The following is a 16457-nucleotide window of genomic DNA, read 5'->3' on the forward strand; positions in this document are numbered from 1 at the left end:
AGTGGTCGCTCAATAATTGGCGTGGAACACAGGGGTAAGTTACAGAGGTGAATTGTATCTAAATATAAATAAATTATAAGCGGTATTTTGCCTTTTTACTTTAAATTTACTTCTACTTAGCTTGGGTCAGAAATAAAACAGCCCGCAAACAATTGCGGGCTGAGAAATATGCTAGAAAACTAGTTATAACTAAACAGAGTCTTAATCGAAAAGACCCAGGTTTTCTTTTGCGTATGCTTCAAATTCTGTGCAACCACCAATGTGGTCTTGATCGATGAAGATTTGTGGCACTGTGTCTACTGGCTTACCTACTGTTTTTTCTAGGTCTGCTTTACTGATGCCTTCAGCATGAATATCAACATAACGATAGTTGAAGTCATCACGCTTAGCTTTAAGAGTTTCAGCATGCTCTTTTGCGCGGACACAAAATGGGCAAGCAGGGCGACCAAAAATAACTACAAACATTTCATTTCTCCTAAATACGGAATGAGGCTCGTTAACCTAAAATACGTCAACTATTCTTAAATGAATATGACTCAAAATTCTTGAATCCAACTATGCCTTAATGCATTAGGGAAATAAAGATGGAATTGCCTCTTAATACAATAGGTTTTGTCTATCAGAGCAAATAATGTTCATAAAAAAGATTGTGGTTGTTTTCCATGAATGATGCTCCATCAACAAAGGTTATTTTTGGAGATGGATCAGCATTGTCTCTGTTTAATCAATATGGCTGCAAAGTGCTATTGGTTACTGGTTTTACATTAGAGCGCTTGTGACTGTGAAGGGTTACAGTTCGACTACCTAATTGTATAAAGTTGATTCATCTCGTGTAAGCGCTATTAAAACCAATAAAAACGGAGCGCTAGGCTCCGTTATTTAGTTCAACTTGTGTTCAGTTCCTGTCTTAGCCGTTTAGAACTGAGAGTATTTCTCGTAACGTGAATCACGCAGTGACTCTTTAACGCGTTTTAGGTTCTCTCTAAAACCAGAGCCACGACGAAGCGTAAAGCCTGTCGCTAACACATCAATAACCGTCATTTGGACAACACGGCTTGCCATTGGCATATAAACGTCAGTGTCTTCTGGAACATCCAGACAAATCGAAAGCGAGCTTGCTTTGTCTAAAGGAGAATCTTTTGCTGTGATAGCAATAACGGTTGCACCGTTTTCACGAGCTAGATTCGCGATCTCAACTTGGCTCTTTGTACGGCCAGTATGAGAGATAAGTACGATGACGTCGTTGTCACTGCAGTTAATGCAGCTCATTCGTTGCATCACTATATCTTCAAAACACGTAATGGGGATATTGAAACGAATAAACTTGTTTTGAGCATCTTTCGCGACGGCAGAAGAGGCACCCAAGCCAAAAAACGAAATTCGTTTTGCTTGAGTTAACAAGTCAACCGCACGGTTCACTTGCATCGCATCTAGACTGTTTTTAGCTACGTCCAGACAAGCCATCGTCGATTCGAAAATCTTATGGGTATAAGCATCTGGGCCATCATCTTCCTCAACATTACGGTTCACGTAAGGTGTACCGTTCGCCAAGCTTTGAGCGAGGTGAAGTTTGAAGTCAGGGAAACCCTTTGTGTCTAAACGACGACAGAAGCGGTTAACTGTAGGCTCACTCACGTCAGCCATTTTAGCTAAGGTAGCAATGCTAGAATGAATTGCAGTTTGAGGGGAAGCCATGATTACTTCGGCTACCTTACGCTCAGACTTGCTGAAATTTTCCAGGTTTTTTTGTATTTTTTCTAATGTATTCATAGTGTTCACAAGGGTATAGAGAACAACTTGCCAGTTAATATCTTTTACCAGGGGGTATGGCTGAAACAAATATCAGTAATGACAAAACCAGACTTATATTTGGTATTGTAAATACTGCTGCATCAAATAGATATCAAGCTAACTAGCACCGTAGAGTCAGTATAAACCCAACATACTATTTACTAATACAAAAACACGGCACGAATGCTTAAGAATATGACAAACCTCAACAAAATTTTAGAAAACTACAGAATTGGAAGAGAGTTTGAGCAAAAAGAATGCAATTTGAGTATGAACTGACAGCTTAGTTACATCAAAAAGAAAGAAATTTTCAATTTGATGCAACTAAAATTGAATGGCTATGCGTTTATTTGCATGGTGAGCTTAGTGATTTTGCCCATTAAGTTAGGCGCTAGTTTAGAGATTTCACGCTGTTCTTCAAGCACGGAAGAAAGAATCTCCTTGCCCGTTAATGGGTTCGCTAACACTACGCGAAAAACGATGATCGGTTGATGTGCCCAAACTTCAGGGTTTAAGCGAGTTCGAGATACAAAAGATTTGCCAGTTTCACGTTGCTTCTTTTGAATAAACTTGGTGAGTTCATTAAGCAACTCATTCAGTGCTACGCGTTGTTCTGGTTCCGCTTTAAGCAGTGCAGTTTTTACTGATTCAGGTATGTAGCGATAAGTTAGTAGGCAAAGCTCTGGTTCTGATACCAACTCGAAATCGCTTTGTTTTTTAATCAGGTCGGCGAAGTAGCGTGCTTTGTTGATGCTTTGATCGATAAGTAGCTCATAACCAGGTCGACTAATAATGTGCATTGAAGCATATACTAGCATCGCCATACCGGATCGAGAGCCTTCTAGAGTATGGCTACCTAGGTCTTTAGAACCCTTACGCAAGATATATTGCGCGTGATGCTCAATCGCCGTCATCGCATCTGGCTTCTTAAACAAAACCATGCCTGCTCCCATAGGGATATAAAGTTGCTTATGAGCATCGATCGTGACTGAGTCAGCAAGTTCAATACCATCAAGCAGGTGGCGATGATTGTTAGACATCAAGGTCGCACCGCCCCAAGCCGCATCCACGTGGAAGTGGCAACCTGATTCAGCACACACCTCAGCGATATCTTTGAGTGGGTCGATATTGCCTGTTTCGGTTGTACCTGCCACACCGATCACGGCGAAGGGTTTAATCTTGTTCTGCTTAAGTTGCTCGATCTTGAGTCTCAAATCGTCAGTGCAAATACGGTTGTCGTTATCCGTTTTAACCGATACCAAACCTTCTTGGCCAATACCAAGCACATCTGCAGCTTTCTTCAGAGAGTAGTGACCACGTTCGGAGACTAAGATGGCTAGGCCTTCATAGTCGTAGTGCTTCATGGCTTTGAACAAGCCTTCTTTTTCGACACCTTTGAACGAACCTTGAGCTTTCAAAGCATTATTCCGTGCAACCCAAAGCGCAGTAATGTTCGCGATGGTACCACCAGAGCAAAACGCACCTAAAGAGTGGTTTGCACTGTGCATCCAATGGGAATAAAACTGGTCGTTATCTTGATAGATTAAGCGATGTAGCATACCCAGAACTTGACGCTCTAAGGGAGTGAAAGCTTTGGAGGTCTCTATTTTTACTAGGTTTTGATTTAACGCAATCATGATTTTAGAAAGCGGCATCAGGAAGTACGGCAACGCAGACGTCATGTGGCCAATAAAACTTGGCGACGACGTATGTACCGAATGAGATACGAGAGAATCTAGGAGATGCTCAGTATGTTCTGAAACAAACTCAGGTTGCTCTGGGATATGAGCATTTGAAAAATCTTTCTCAATTTCACGCAGCGGCTTTTCTTCAGCCACAATATGTTCACGTAAGAATTGATTCAGGTTTCGTGAAAGTTTGTCTTCAATTTGAGTGAGTGTTGAATCTGGGCCTTCCGGTACCGTGAAGATACGTAGAAGACTGTCGAAGCTAACATCTGCTGTTTTTTGTTCCGTAACCATAGCAAGCGAGTTATTTTTCTAATATTGACGCGAGCGGAATAATCTAAACGAAAACGGGAACAATGTCCCGTCTTAATTATGAAATCCAACTTCTCACAAGAGCCTATTGGGTGAGGGGCTATTTACACTTAATCGCTTCAAGCTCAGCAATCGACTGGTTGTAGCGTTGAAGTGCTGTGTCGATTTGCTTAGGGTGGCTAAGCAGTTCTGCAAATGCTGATCGTAGCTCGTAGTTTTGAGCATGAGGCGTTGATTGGCGGTCGTCGAACGTCGTTTTCGCAATTTGGCCAAGCTCATCATCACGTTTTGAGAGCGTCTTTATGTCATGCTGTTCGAGTTGCAACCAACCTTCAACAGGCTGTGCGGTTGCTACTTTGCTTGAATCATTCACGAGATAATAATTTACCGCAGCACGGTTAAGTTCAAAGTGGTGCTTACGACCTTCTAGGAACCACTCACTTACTTCTGTTAGTTCTGGGTATTGCTCAGAAGTTAATGCAGCAAGATCAGCATACCAACCTAAAGAAGCATCGATGTATGCATCATATTTTTTTGCTTGGCATTGATTTGTCTCAGACATTGAATCTGCTGCAAAAGATAAAGTAGAAGTTGTAGCTAGCAGTAATGCGACGCAAAGGCGTTTCATAGTGGTTCCTTTTGTGAGTTTATTCTTTTTATAACTTTGTCGTTACAGAGTACCGTGAACGTTATTTGTTGAACAATGACACTTAGTGTCTTTTTATTTCGGTAACTGTAATGGTGTCTTGGGCATCGGTATTCGAGACGCATTCTAATCTAAAACAAACGCTATTCCTGCGATCTAGTTAGCAAGAGATACAAAGAACAACATCAAAACAGGGACAAGTAAGCTTAATATAAAGCCACTGACAATTGCGATAGGGACGCATCGAACGCCACCCGTTGTTTGAATTACAGGTAAGGTGAAGTCCATTGCTGTCGCGCCTGCATAGCCAATAGAGGTGCATGGGTAACTGCGAATCAATACTGGAATCAACACTAACGCAACCAACTCTCTCAATAGCTCTAGCATGAACGACGCTCCGCCATAAACAGGGCCAAACGCGTCACCCATTAAGATTCCCGCCAGAGAGTACCAACCAAAGCCAGAAGACATCGCTAAAGCTTTGAACAGTGGAATATCCAATAGGTAAGCCGCAATAACACCGCCTAACATTGAGGTGATGATGATTGTAACAGCGATGACCATACCGTGTTTATTGAGTAAGATCTGTCGAAGTGTTAGTCCACTATTGCGCAACTGAATGCCAATAAAGAACAGCAGTACAAACAAAATCCACTCACTTGCTGTATCTACCCAATCAAGGCCGATAGGCAGTACTAAACCTGTAATAAGACCTGAGCCCACTACCAAGATCAGCTTGGCCGACTCCATCGCCATAGAAGAGAGGGGAAGCTTCTGCTTGCTACTGTCGGTTTTGAGTGGCAGCAACTTATCAATAGCGGGCAGTGCCATTAGGTTACAAACACTTAAGCAGGCAAAGAAAGTGACAGTATAAAGAAGAATTGTCTGCAGGTTACTGCCTAGGTTATCAAGGGCGGCTAAGCTTAGTCCCATTAACGCCAGAATCACGTAGATCAAACGTGATGTTGAGCGGTTAATAAATTCTAGCGTTTGAGCGTTTGAAATAGAAAACAGATACCCCACGACAAGTGGCGCAAATATAAAGATCATCCCTGTAAACATGCTTTCCCCATTGCATTTACTTCATCTTGCACTTATTTAGCAATTACTAGTCACTTAGAAGCCGCTAGTGTTGATAACGCCGTTTAGCTTTGCATTAAAATCATGTTTACTCAAGTTGCTTAACTGATAAAGCACTTCTGCACCCGTCACGTTCAGTTCAACCTCGTGATCATCGATGTTCTCATCCTTATTTCTGAACATCAGCAAGTGGCTTGCGATTCGCGCGATATCTAAGTAAGAGACTTCACGTGCTTCTTGTTGATTGATTGTATTACTGCACACATCGATGAAATCACTGTCAAAACCCCAACGATTAAGTACCAGTTTACTGGTTGCAGAGCATTGGCCTTGGAAGATCTGTAGGGCAATATCATGGTCTAGGTAGTTGCCGTTTTCGAGATATAGGTGGTATTCATTAACCAAGCAGAACAAGCCGATGTCGGCCAGTAACCCAACAAGCAATGATTTCTCGTGCTCAAGGTAGCCATATTCAACAGGCGAGATAGCTTTGAATCCGTTAGTCACCAGTACCATAGTGGCGCCTAGCTCTTTGGATACAGAAGCACTCTGAACCAACAACTGATTACACTCTTTACTTAGATCCACGGAATGCTTGAGTTGTTCAATAGCCTGTGCGGTAACGATGTCTCGTACTCTTAATATGCCAAAACGCGATACCGCCGTCATGATATCGACGCAAGTAATGTTGCGTCGGTTAAAGACGACTGAGTTAGCAACACGAATCACGATAGCAGTGAGGCCTGGGTCTTCAAGTAAGCACTCGGCAACTTCGCTAATCCCCGTTGATTCAAGGGTACACAGCTTTTGAATCTTCAGTACAACGTTAGGGATAGGAGGAAGTGTTATTTTTCCCGCTGAGATAGAATGTCCAACAAGTTGAGCAAACTCTGATTCCAGACCCTTTAAGAGAAGAGCCTTATTTTGTGGTAGCCAGAAAAACGATAAATGATTCATATAAGAAGTAACCATATGTATGTCATACCATTTTACAAGCCGCGATGCTGCGAGGCAATACTGATTGGATCATATAAACTCCAGAAACTTGAACCGATGTATCACCGAACGTCAAGATTCAAGCTTAGCTTGATAAATTATTGTGATGTCAATCATGATTAAAGCGAATGCATAATGGATTGATGTGAACTAGGTCCAGACTTATTTTTCTTTTCAAAGTATCATTTATTTAAAGGTGGAAAACGCAACTATAATATTCACCTAACTATAATAGATAGATTTAAATTTTTCGCATAAAAAGCTGCTTGTCTGGTGATCAACCTAATCGGGGTTATTTGATTAAGGATCAACAGAAATGACAGAGACAGCATTTATTAATTACGTGAATCAATTTGGCGAACATCAAAAACGTTCTATGTTTGGAGGTATTGGCCTTTTTCAAAATGACGCTATGTTCGCTTTGTTAACAGGAGGTTGTTTATTCATTAGAGGCGGTAGTTCATTAGATAAAAAACTGACGGACCTTGATTGTGAAAAATATCGCCATGTAAAAAAACAGACAATAGCAACGGTAAATTATTACGATATTACTGACCTGTTTACATGTGAACATCCTGAATTGGATAGCATTATTCGTACTTCAATCGATAATTCAATACAGCAACGTAGTTTCAAAAAATCTTCAGCGAGCCGCAGGTTAAGAGATCTGCCTAACATGCAACTTACACTAGAACGTATGGTGAAAAAGGCTGGTGTGGATGATGTTTCAATGTTTATGCGGTTGGGGGCGCCTGAAGTATTTAATAAGGTTCGCAAAGCGTACGGAAATGATGTTGACTTAAAACTACTTTGGAAATTTGCGGGTGCAATTGATGGTATCCATTGGAAACTGTTGCAAGAGCCACGCAAGCAGCAATTATTAAAGAGTTGCCATTAAAGAAACCCTCCTTATATGCTTAAGATTACTGTAAATAAATAAAAACCGAGGAATGTCCTCGGTTTTTTTGTTTCTGTCTTAATCTTCCTAATAAGAAAAGTAAGTGCTCATAGGAGCTGTCTCGTTAAGTCTTAGAACTTGAAACGAGTAGTGAACATTAGCTGATCACCGTAGAAGTCGTTGATACGCGCTTCAGCACCGATAGAGAATAGTTCTGTAGAGTGGAAACGTGCGTAAACAGAACCTGTCCAATCATCGTTGTCATCGATAGAAACGTAACCACCTTTACCACCAACCTCTAGTTGTGGACCAAGCCATTGGCGAACACCAACGTTGATCTCCATACCGATATCAGTAGAACTTGAGTTTTCAGGCTGAACGATGCGCGCTAGCATTTCACCTGTTAGATCTGCCCAGTTGTTGATTGGTGCGTGGAAACCAAGACCTACCGCAGAGTCGTAATCGCCTTCAAATTCTGAATCGATACGCGCTACAGCGTGAGCATTCGGATGGATTGACTTACTGAACGCACCACCAAATGTAACTGGGCTAGCACCGATACGTGCTTCGAAGTAATCGTAGCTGAAGTTGCTCATTACTTGTGGTTGTTCATCGACAGCTAGCGCTTGACTAGAAGCCAATAGCATAGCGGTAGTAAGTAGTATTTTGCGCATAACGATCGTAAACCTTTATTAGTGTTAATTCCTTTGGTTTGAGAAAAATCAGGCAAACCATAAACATCAAGACAGTTTAATCTAACTCACGGAAAAGTAATCCATAAAAATGCCAATCATTTGTTATTCGAATAAAAAACAATCACTTTTAGTGATACTCTGCTACTGAGATCTCATATTTATGGTGTTATTCTCTTTAATTTGAAAGCTAACCATCAAATTCTAAATGCTATTCACCAAAACTTGTGCGTTTATCCGACATTGAGGTGAGTATACGTTCTGTATCTAAGATGGAAGTCCAGTTTAACAGTTGTTCGTCGTTTTTGATTACAAAATCGGTTAGTTGCTGAGTAATGGTGTCTCTGAGTTGATCACCTTGCCAAGGTTTAGAGATATAGAAATCAAGCGCCGCATTATTGATAGCCGTCACCGTATCTTCAAGGCCTGCTTGCCCTGTGAGCAAAAGCTTTAGTGTAGTCTTAGTTGAATCTTGGTGGTTGAGTTCTATGAGAAAGTCGATTCCGGTTTTTTCTGGCATGATGTGGTCACACAAGATTAAGGCGAGTTTAATGCCGTCTTGAGCCATTTCTTCAATCACTTGCTTGGCTTCATCTACCGATTCAGCACCTTCAACGATAAAGTTTTCTTCAAACATAGCCAGATCTTGAAGGACACTATTGAGGACTTCTGGTTCATCATCGACACATAAAATTAGGTACTTATTCATGAGGTGCTCCTTTTTGTTTGAACGGAAGCCACACTTGCATGGTGGTATGGCTTCCTACCTCAGACTCCACCAACATAAATCCTTGATGAGCCGAAACGATTTGTTGTGAAATGGACAACCCAATCCCTAAACCAAAGTTGCCTTCTTTTTTGGTGGTGAAGTTTGGGGTGAAAATAGTATTGATGTCTTCTTTGGCGATACCGTGCCCGGTATCCGATATTCTAACCACTAAAAAGCTATCATCGCCTTTTTCCTGTCGAGAAGTGGTAATGGTAATTTTACCAGTGCCAGAAAGGGCATCGAGCGCGTTGGAGATTAGGTTAGTCCACACTTGTTGCAGCGCAAGCGATTGGCATAACAAAGGTGGTAAGTCTGTATCGTAGTGCTTTTCGAGTTTGTGATGCTTGAGTCGGTTTTCAAAAATCACTAACGTATCTTCAAGCCCTTCATGGATATCCGCGTAGTGATGAATTTCATTATCTTCGCGGGCATAACTTTTTAAGCTTTTCACCATATCGGCAATACGTTTACTACACACTTGGATGGAGCGAATAGAATTCCCAACATAGTGGTAGTGCTCTAAGTCATTAAGTAGCTCTTTACCTGCAATAGGGGCGTCTTTCAGAGTGTCTAAAAACGTAAAGTCTTGACTTAGGTTGAGCCTCACGGCTTTTTTTGCCAAAGCGCGATCATTGATAGTCGATGTAAGGTGTTTTACAAGCAGCCTTTCTTGCGCCGTAGATAGTGGCTTCGCTAGCTTTGAATACGTTAATACATCAGTACCTCTATTTGACTCTGGAAGTGATGAATTTTCGAGTATATGGTCGAGATGTTCCGACAGAGTTTCAATACTTCGCAAGATCGCTGCAATCGGGTTATTCAACTCATGAGCAACACCTGCGACAAGTTGTCCCAGCATCGCCATCTTCTCTTTTTCAATCAATTGCTGGTGGGCAGATTCCAGTGACTCCAACGTTTGCTGTAGCTTGATCTTATTAGTGATGCTTCGTTGTAAGCGTCGATTGAAGTGACGCAACAGCAGGTTGGTAAATAACGGCAGTAGGGTATTATTTGAGTGCATAACCTGAGCAAAGCTATCTTTATCAAGCTTAATCACTCGTGTTTGGGTTAGGGTTATCGCTGTAGAGAACGAAGGTTCACCAGTCACAAAAGACATACCTCCGACAATATTGCCTTTGGAGTGTCGTACTACTTCTCGTTGTTGGCCTAACTCATCCTTTTTGTAGAGCGCTGCTTGACCTTCAATGATCAACCATAAAAAGCAATTGTCTTCACCTTCTACAGTAAGTAAATGTTCCGGCGAGTACTCCCGAATAGCTTTGGTTTTATCCTCGATAGAGAATATATCTTGCAAGGCACTGACGACGCGCTCTGCTAGGGCATTGTCTGAAAGCTGATGATAATCGTGGATAAATCCGGATTGGAACGAATGAAAATTTTGTTCGATGTGAGCTCTCAATAAACGCTGTTGGTCTAACGTGTCGCTGTAGGATAGGAGGTTTTCGGAGTCGTATTGGATTACAAAAGAAGTCAGCTCTTTTTGTGCTGATTTGAATAGAACTTTATCTTGAACTGGTTTGGTCAGGCAGTGGTTGAGCCGACCTTCATTCACCGCGGTCAGAATTGATTGAATCTCTGACGAAGCACTGATTAATATTGTTCTTGCGATACTACTGTGAGGCAGTTGCTCAATTTCAATAAGAAATTGTACGCCATTAAAATGAGAGTGATGATGAGTAATAACTAGGGCAACTGTCTGGTGATTGTCACCGATATCTTGTAATGCATGATACGCATCTTCTATGTTCTCGGCAGTATAAATGTCGAATACCGAAGACAGCGGAGCTAACTCCGAATGTATTCTTTCAATGCTAACGGGATTATTGTCCAAACAAATAACAGCGTATTGATTCACAGCTCAACCTTTGTAGTAGTGATGCTTTTAGCTTAACAAGAACTATTGAATAAGGATGAGAGCTAGACGTTAATTTGTTGAGGGAGTTGAGGTATCTAGCAATAGACTGATTTAACTCAATGTTCCTTGTTGGCTACTGATGGGTTAGACTGAAAAAAAACAGACTAGCGTAGAAGAGAACTCATGAAACAGTTAAGAAAAATTGGTGCAATTGGCGGAGCAATCTCATTGGCACTTTGTTGGCCGCTGGCGGTTGGGCAAATTGGGCAGAATGCTATTACTGATGGTGTCGCAAAACTTAACAATTCAAGTATTCAGGCTGAAATCGTCGAATACGATAGGGGATACTTGTCTTCTAATGTTAAGACTCGTCTAACAGTGACCGATGATAACCTGAAGCAGCAACTAGCGCTTGATGGACTGCCGAGTGAGTTCGTGGTCAACAGTTCGGTTAGCCACGGTTTAGTGAGTCTGAATGCGTTGTCGACGTTTGAGAACTTAGAAACCTTGCCTCTAACTCTGACGACTAGCACTGAGCTCAACGGCAATACAGATTTTAATTTTGAATTAGACCAGTTCAACCACCAAGGTTCTGGTGAAAATGGTACGTCTGTATCCGTCACTAAGTCTACGTTATCTGGCCATGCTACCGTGTTAGGTCAGGTTGATTACACGCTTTCTGTTCCTTCTGTTCAAATTGATTTTGAAACAGGTGAAGAAGCGACACTGTCAAATCTCAAGGGCACTGGCTCTGGCCAACAAGCTCAAGGTTACTGGTTGGGTTCACAGAGCTTTACTGTAGAGCGATTTTTGGTTTCAGATTCAACCATGCAACCGTTCATGACCATCGAAAACTCACAGTACGACTTTGAATCTCATTTAGATGAAGAGACTAAGCGACTGCGCAGTAACTTGAAGTTGGGTGTCGAGAATCTTGAAACCAATGATGGGCAAGTCAATAACTTAAACGTCGATTTTGAAATGTCGAAACTGGATAGTCAGTCGTTTGAGAAAATTTTTGAGATCTACCAATCGAGTCCTGTTTTGACTCAAGAAGACGTTTCGAAGATCATTCCATTTATCGATATATTGTTTGCTAAAGGTTTCGACCTCTCAATGAATAATATGTCATTAGCTCTAGGCAAGGGGGATTTTCAATCAAACTGGTTGGTTAGCGTACCTGAAGGGACAGAGAACATTAGCAATAACCCTTCGACAATTCTGCCAGCATTGACGGGAAATATTCACTCGAGCTTCTCATATGAACTGGTTGAAGAGTACCCATTCATCCGTGAGGGTATCGATGAATTGATTGTGATGGAAATGATCAAGGAAACCGATAGTGGCTATGAAATCAGCGCTGAATTAGAAAATGGAAATCTAGTGTTTGAAAATGGACAAGAAATCCCATTAATCGCACTTCTTATGCCAGTTTTTGTTCAATAAAAACAGTTGAGCTTATTACTGGTGGGTGATCTAGCGGGTTAAGTTAAACATTTGATAATGTACGAAACAAAAGAGGTCTTAAGACCTCTTTTGTTGTTTTTATGTTGGAGAAAACATGGTATTAATTGCTTAGTTATTATTTAGCAGGAGCAATCATCCCCATGGAACTTACATTAGATAACGTATTCAATTTTAGTGCTGGTCCAGCGGCACTTCCTAAACCGGTAATGAAACAGGCGCAGGCTGATTTTATTGATTGGAATGGTTTAGGGACTTCCGTTATGGAAATCAGCCATCGCAGCAAGCAATTTATTCAAGTTGCTGATGAGTCGGAGCAAGACCTACGTGATCTTCTGAATATTCCAGACAACTATAAAGTGCTTTTCTGTCAGGGGGGCGCTCGTGCTCAGTTCGCAGCTGTGCCTCTAAACCTATTAGGAGACGCGACGAAGGCGACTTACATTGATGCGGGTTATTGGGCTGAAAGTGCTGTGACTGAAGCAAGTAAGTATTGTGAAATTGATGTATTTAATGCCAAGACATCGATTGATGGTAAAGCGGCTGTTGTTCCGGCTAAAGATTGGCAAATTGACCCAGAAGCGGCATACGTGCACTTTTGTCCAAATGAAACCATCGATGGCATTGAAATCAGCGAGCTTCCGAAAACCGATAAACCTATCGTTGCTGATATGTCGTCTAACATTCTGTCTCGTAAGATTGATGTGTCACAGTATGGTGTTATCTACGCGGGTGCTCAAAAGAACATTGGCCCTGCGGGGATCTGCATTGCTATCGTGCGTGATGATCTTCTTGAACTCGCAAACGAAGTATTGCCAAGTATTCTTAACTACAAAGTGCTTGCTGAAAAAGGCTCTATGTTCAACACACCGCCGACGTACGCTTGGTATTTGTCTGGCCTTGTTTTCAAGTGGTTGAAAGATCAAGGTGGCGTTGAAGCTATTGAATTGGTGAACAAAGAGAAAGCAGCGCTGCTTTACAATGCAATCGATGAGTCTAACTTCTACAAGAACGACGTTCACCCGGCTAACCGTTCAAGAATGAATGTACCATTCCAACTGGCTAAGCCTGAGTTAGACAGTAAGTTCTTAGAACTGGCCGATGCTGCTGGTTTGAAATCGCTAAAAGGGCACAGAGCCGTAGGCGGAATGAGAGCATCACTATACAACGCAATGACATTGGAAGGTGTCCAAGTATTGGTGAGCTTCATGAAAGATTTTGAAGGTAAATATGCTTAATTTATTTAAGTGAAAAGAATAAAAATGCCGCGTAAGCGGCGTTTTTATATGTTTCAAATATTTATCGTAGTTCTTCTGCTACTTCTTATGGTAATTAATACCAATTACAGTGAGCATTCCGAAATAGCGCAAGAAAAAGACTTGAGAACAAGAGCGGATTTTTCGATAAATAGTTATTCTATAATCAAAATTTCAACGCAGTTATCGAGCGTTTTAACAAGCTAGGGTGCCCCGTTATTTACTACGATTAATATGTCCAGCATCTACAGCCAGAAATCTTTTAAAAGCATGTCAGAGCTGTAATGGTGCGCAATCTGTGCTTGGAGTAGTTCTGCTGTTGCAATGGCGTCAGTCAAAGCGTGGTGTGGGGTGTAATCTGGTAAATGGTAGCGACGTCGGCTTTGTCCAAGCCTTATTGATGCGGGTTTCTTACCTTTTAGTCTATGCCAGAAGCCACCAACCAATTTGTTCTGAATTTGAGATTCGATTTCTAGTGTATCTAATACTGGAAATTCAATACCTTCCCCTAACCTTACTTTCAACGCGTTGTCTAAGAACTCACGCTCAATACGGCGGTAGTGAACAACAGGAATATGTCCGGCCATTGCGTCCAAAATCTCATCAAGCACCTCGTTTAAGTCCGGTGCATCGATGATGTCATTGTGTGTGATACCGTGAATAACGACAGATTCTTCTTCCAGTTTTTGCTTAGGCCTTAGCGTCCAATGCCTTGCTTGTTTTAGATAAATACGATTGAGCGTAAAAGGTACTAGTCCAATGGTAATAATGCCATCCTTCGCCGAATTTAAGCCTGTGGTTTCAAAATCCACAGCTAAAAAGGTCACCTCAGACAGCGGAGTGTCTGGATCGGGAAGTGGCTCACTGTAGAACTTCTTTAAACGCTTGTCCTTTGAACGCTCTAGTTTTTGAGCAAATTTAAAAGGCCAATCGACCGCAGGTGATCTAAATAGTTTGTTCATAGGCCCTACTTAAACTTATTGCTAGCTTGGTAACGGAACTTAAGGAAGTTTTGCGCATTACTTAAGATTTGGAATGCGTCCTTTAGGTTACGTCGTTCGAAGTCCGATAGATTCTCTGGTTCAATGTTGTTATCAGGCTCAATGTTGTTATCAACGTCGTGCGCTTGGTGACGAATACGAACCAAAGAGATGAACTCCATAGCGTCTTTCAGGTCTTGTGCTCTGCCTTTTGGCAAAATACCTGCGTCGATAATGTCATCCAATCGTTCAAATGAGTTCTTCGAACGAGAGGCCACCGCCAAAGAGTGAACACGAATCAGATCCGCCAACGGTGCAGTACCACGACGCTTAAGGTTGATTGAGTTGTTATGGCGGCCATCTTTCTCCATAACGAAATCTTTGAAGAAGCCCAGAGGTGGTGTTCGGTTGAGTGCGTTACGAGCAAGACACGCTAGGAAGCGGTTGTTCTTGCGTGCGCGTCTTACGATGAAACTGTTCAACTGTTCAGCCCATTTCAAACGGCCATAGACACCATCTAAGTCGAAGAAGATAGAAGCATTCAGCAAGGCTTTCGGATTTGGATCATCAATCCAGTCCGCAAAGCACTCTTCCCATTCTCTGCGCGTCATACGCCAAGTTGGGTTGGTTGCCATGATGTCTCCGGTACAGTAAACATAGCCACATTGGTCTAAACCATCACAAATGAAGGTTGATAGTTCTTCAAAGTACTTACCGTGCTTTTGCTCATCGTAGGTATCGTCAAGAATGATGGCGTTGTCTTGGTCGGTCACAAGCAGCTGTTCATCACGCCCCATAGAGCCGAGAGCTAGGAAGCAATAAGGAATGGGCGCTGTACCCAATTGCTCTTCCCCTAATTCAATAATACGTTGTTTGAAGCTACGGCCAATTACTGACATCGCGGTGCCGACCATGTGAGCATTGGCATCTTCGTTAACCAAGCGTACAAAGCTATCTTTCACCTGCTCCGAGAGCACTTTAAGGTCTTCGATACTTTGTTGCTGGAAGATACTGCTTACCAGTAGCAGAGAATTTTGAGATTCATACCGTACGATATCAGTCGCTTCGATAATGCCTATCGGCTTCTTATCCTTTAGCACGGGCAGGTGGTGTACGTTATAGCGAAGCATGGTCATCATGGCTTCGTATACGTAAGCATTATGGTCGAGTGAGATAACTTCCGGCGTCATGACACTTGAAACTTCATTTGATGGCTCTAGGCCCTCTGCAAGTACACGTGTACACAAGTCACGGTCGGTGATAATACCGATCACAGGGGTTGAATCGTCCTCATCATCCTCAACAATATCTGGGTCGATGATCAGTAAAGAAGAGACGTTGTCTTCTGCCATCATGGTGGCGGCTTGTTGGATGGTACACGTTTTCTCTATCATTGGCGCTTCGCCGGTGAGCAGCGTTTTTACCTTTGATGTCGATAGATCGTTGGCATCGTTATTATTGGAGTTTGCTTGGCGTAATCGCGCATTGTCTTCCACTTCGACAAAATCAGCAAAAGAGTCATAGTTGTCATAAAGTTCTTGAAAAATTGCCTCTGGGACACAGTAGAGCAGAGTGTCTTCTATTGCTTTAACAGGGAAGCGAACTTTGTTGTTAGTCAGTAGACCCATTTGGCCGAATAGGTGACCTTCATCAAGGCGATTATAGAGCTCACCCTTACGACGATACACCTCAACCTCACCGCTTCGCACGATGTAAAGGTCGTGAATTTGGTCACCAAAGTGAATGATTGGTGTGTCTTGGCGATAATAAGAAATTTCCACACTACTGGTGACTTTCGCCAACATCTCTTCAGGGAGATCGGTGAAAGGAGGGTATTGTGCCAGAAAGTTTTGAATCTCTAATAACTCAGCATCCATAATGATCATCCATTAGTTTGTATGATTTCATGGTACAACATTTCATAATAATTTGCCGTCACAAATCAATCTGTGAGGTAAAACCTTTTTGAAGTCTTATGGATAGGCTAATCTTTCAACTAATGGAGTTTT

At 42.0% G+C, this 16457-nt stretch carries 14 protein-coding genes; 3 read left to right on the forward strand and 11 right to left on the reverse strand.

Going from position 1 to position 16457, the window contains the following annotated elements:
- Positions 1–201 precede the first annotated feature (201 nt).
- The 6 genes from OCT63_RS07085 to OCT63_RS07110 all read right to left on the reverse strand — a co-directional run bounded on the left by OCT63_RS07085 (position 202) and on the right by OCT63_RS07110 (position 6474).
- Positions 202–465, reverse strand: a complete 264-nt coding sequence (locus OCT63_RS07085; protein WP_009847069.1) for a GrxA family glutaredoxin — start codon at positions 463–465, stop codon at positions 202–204.
- Between the two features lie 450 nt (positions 466–915).
- On the reverse strand, positions 916–1770 hold the full coding sequence (locus OCT63_RS07090; RefSeq protein WP_017057557.1) for a MurR/RpiR family transcriptional regulator: 855 nt from the start codon (positions 1768–1770) through the stop codon (positions 916–918).
- 359 nt (positions 1771–2129) lie between these two features.
- A complete protein-coding gene (panP, locus tag OCT63_RS07095) occupies positions 2130–3773 on the reverse strand; it encodes a pyridoxal-dependent aspartate 1-decarboxylase PanP (protein ID WP_161686458.1) in 1644 nt (547 codons plus the stop codon).
- Positions 3774–3891: 118 nt separating this feature from the next.
- Complete coding sequence (locus OCT63_RS07100) at positions 3892–4419, reverse strand: hypothetical protein (RefSeq protein ID WP_161672656.1); 528 nt, start codon at positions 4417–4419, stop codon at positions 3892–3894.
- A 174-nt stretch (positions 4420–4593) separates the two neighbouring features.
- Positions 4594–5499 carry a lysine exporter LysO family protein gene (locus tag OCT63_RS07105; protein ID WP_161686460.1) on the reverse strand — a complete coding sequence of 302 codons (906 nt, stop codon included), beginning with the start codon at positions 5497–5499 and terminating at the stop codon, positions 4594–4596.
- Positions 5500–5553: 54 nt separating this feature from the next.
- Complete coding sequence (locus OCT63_RS07110; protein ID WP_269983446.1) at positions 5554–6474, reverse strand: HDOD domain-containing protein; 921 nt, start codon at positions 6472–6474, stop codon at positions 5554–5556.
- A gap of 355 nt (positions 6475–6829) precedes the next feature.
- On the opposite strand from OCT63_RS07110, the gene OCT63_RS07115 reads away from it, so the two are divergent.
- A complete protein-coding gene (locus OCT63_RS07115) occupies positions 6830–7411 on the forward strand; it encodes a TfoX/Sxy family DNA transformation protein (RefSeq protein ID WP_269983447.1) in 582 nt (193 codons plus the stop codon).
- A 131-nt stretch (positions 7412–7542) separates the two neighbouring features.
- Here the strand turns inward: OCT63_RS07115 and OCT63_RS07120 are convergent, their stop codons facing one another.
- The 3 genes from OCT63_RS07120 to OCT63_RS07130 all read right to left on the reverse strand — a co-directional run bounded on the left by OCT63_RS07120 (position 7543) and on the right by OCT63_RS07130 (position 10748).
- The gene (locus OCT63_RS07120) at positions 7543–8085 is read right to left on the reverse strand and encodes a hypothetical protein (RefSeq protein ID WP_060467931.1); all 543 of its coding nucleotides are present in this window, start codon (positions 8083–8085) and stop codon (positions 7543–7545) included.
- A 229-nt stretch (positions 8086–8314) separates the two neighbouring features.
- A complete protein-coding gene (locus tag OCT63_RS07125) occupies positions 8315–8812 on the reverse strand; it encodes a response regulator (RefSeq protein WP_269983448.1) in 498 nt (165 codons plus the stop codon).
- Positions 8805–10748, reverse strand: a complete 1944-nt coding sequence (locus OCT63_RS07130) for an ATP-binding protein (RefSeq protein ID WP_269983449.1) — start codon at positions 10746–10748, stop codon at positions 8805–8807. Before OCT63_RS07130 ends, OCT63_RS07125 begins: the two co-directional genes overlap by 8 nt.
- 183 nt (positions 10749–10931) lie before the next feature.
- Here OCT63_RS07130 and OCT63_RS07135 point away from each other — a divergent pair, with 183 nt between their 5' ends.
- Positions 10932–12194, forward strand: coding sequence for a DUF945 family protein (locus tag OCT63_RS07135; protein ID WP_269983450.1), 1263 nt, complete (start codon positions 10932–10934; stop codon positions 12192–12194).
- A 161-nt stretch (positions 12195–12355) separates the two neighbouring features.
- Complete coding sequence (gene serC, locus OCT63_RS07140) at positions 12356–13450, forward strand: 3-phosphoserine/phosphohydroxythreonine transaminase (protein ID WP_269983451.1); 1095 nt, start codon at positions 12356–12358, stop codon at positions 13448–13450.
- Between the two features lie 263 nt (positions 13451–13713).
- On the opposite strand, the gene OCT63_RS07145 is transcribed toward serC, so the two are convergent.
- Both OCT63_RS07145 and OCT63_RS07150 read right to left on the reverse strand, forming a co-directional pair.
- Complete coding sequence (locus tag OCT63_RS07145) at positions 13714–14430, reverse strand: 3'-5' exonuclease (protein ID WP_060467925.1); 717 nt, start codon at positions 14428–14430, stop codon at positions 13714–13716.
- A 5-nt stretch (positions 14431–14435) separates the two neighbouring features.
- On the reverse strand, positions 14436–16325 hold the full coding sequence (locus OCT63_RS07150; RefSeq protein ID WP_060467924.1) for a DUF294 nucleotidyltransferase-like domain-containing protein: 1890 nt from the start codon (positions 16323–16325) through the stop codon (positions 14436–14438).
- Positions 16326–16457: the final 132 nt, after the last annotated feature.

Source organism: Vibrio sp. RW, from assembly GCF_027587105.1.
In the GTDB taxonomy this organism is placed as follows: Bacteria; Pseudomonadota; Gammaproteobacteria; order Enterobacterales; family Vibrionaceae; genus Vibrio; species Vibrio toranzoniae.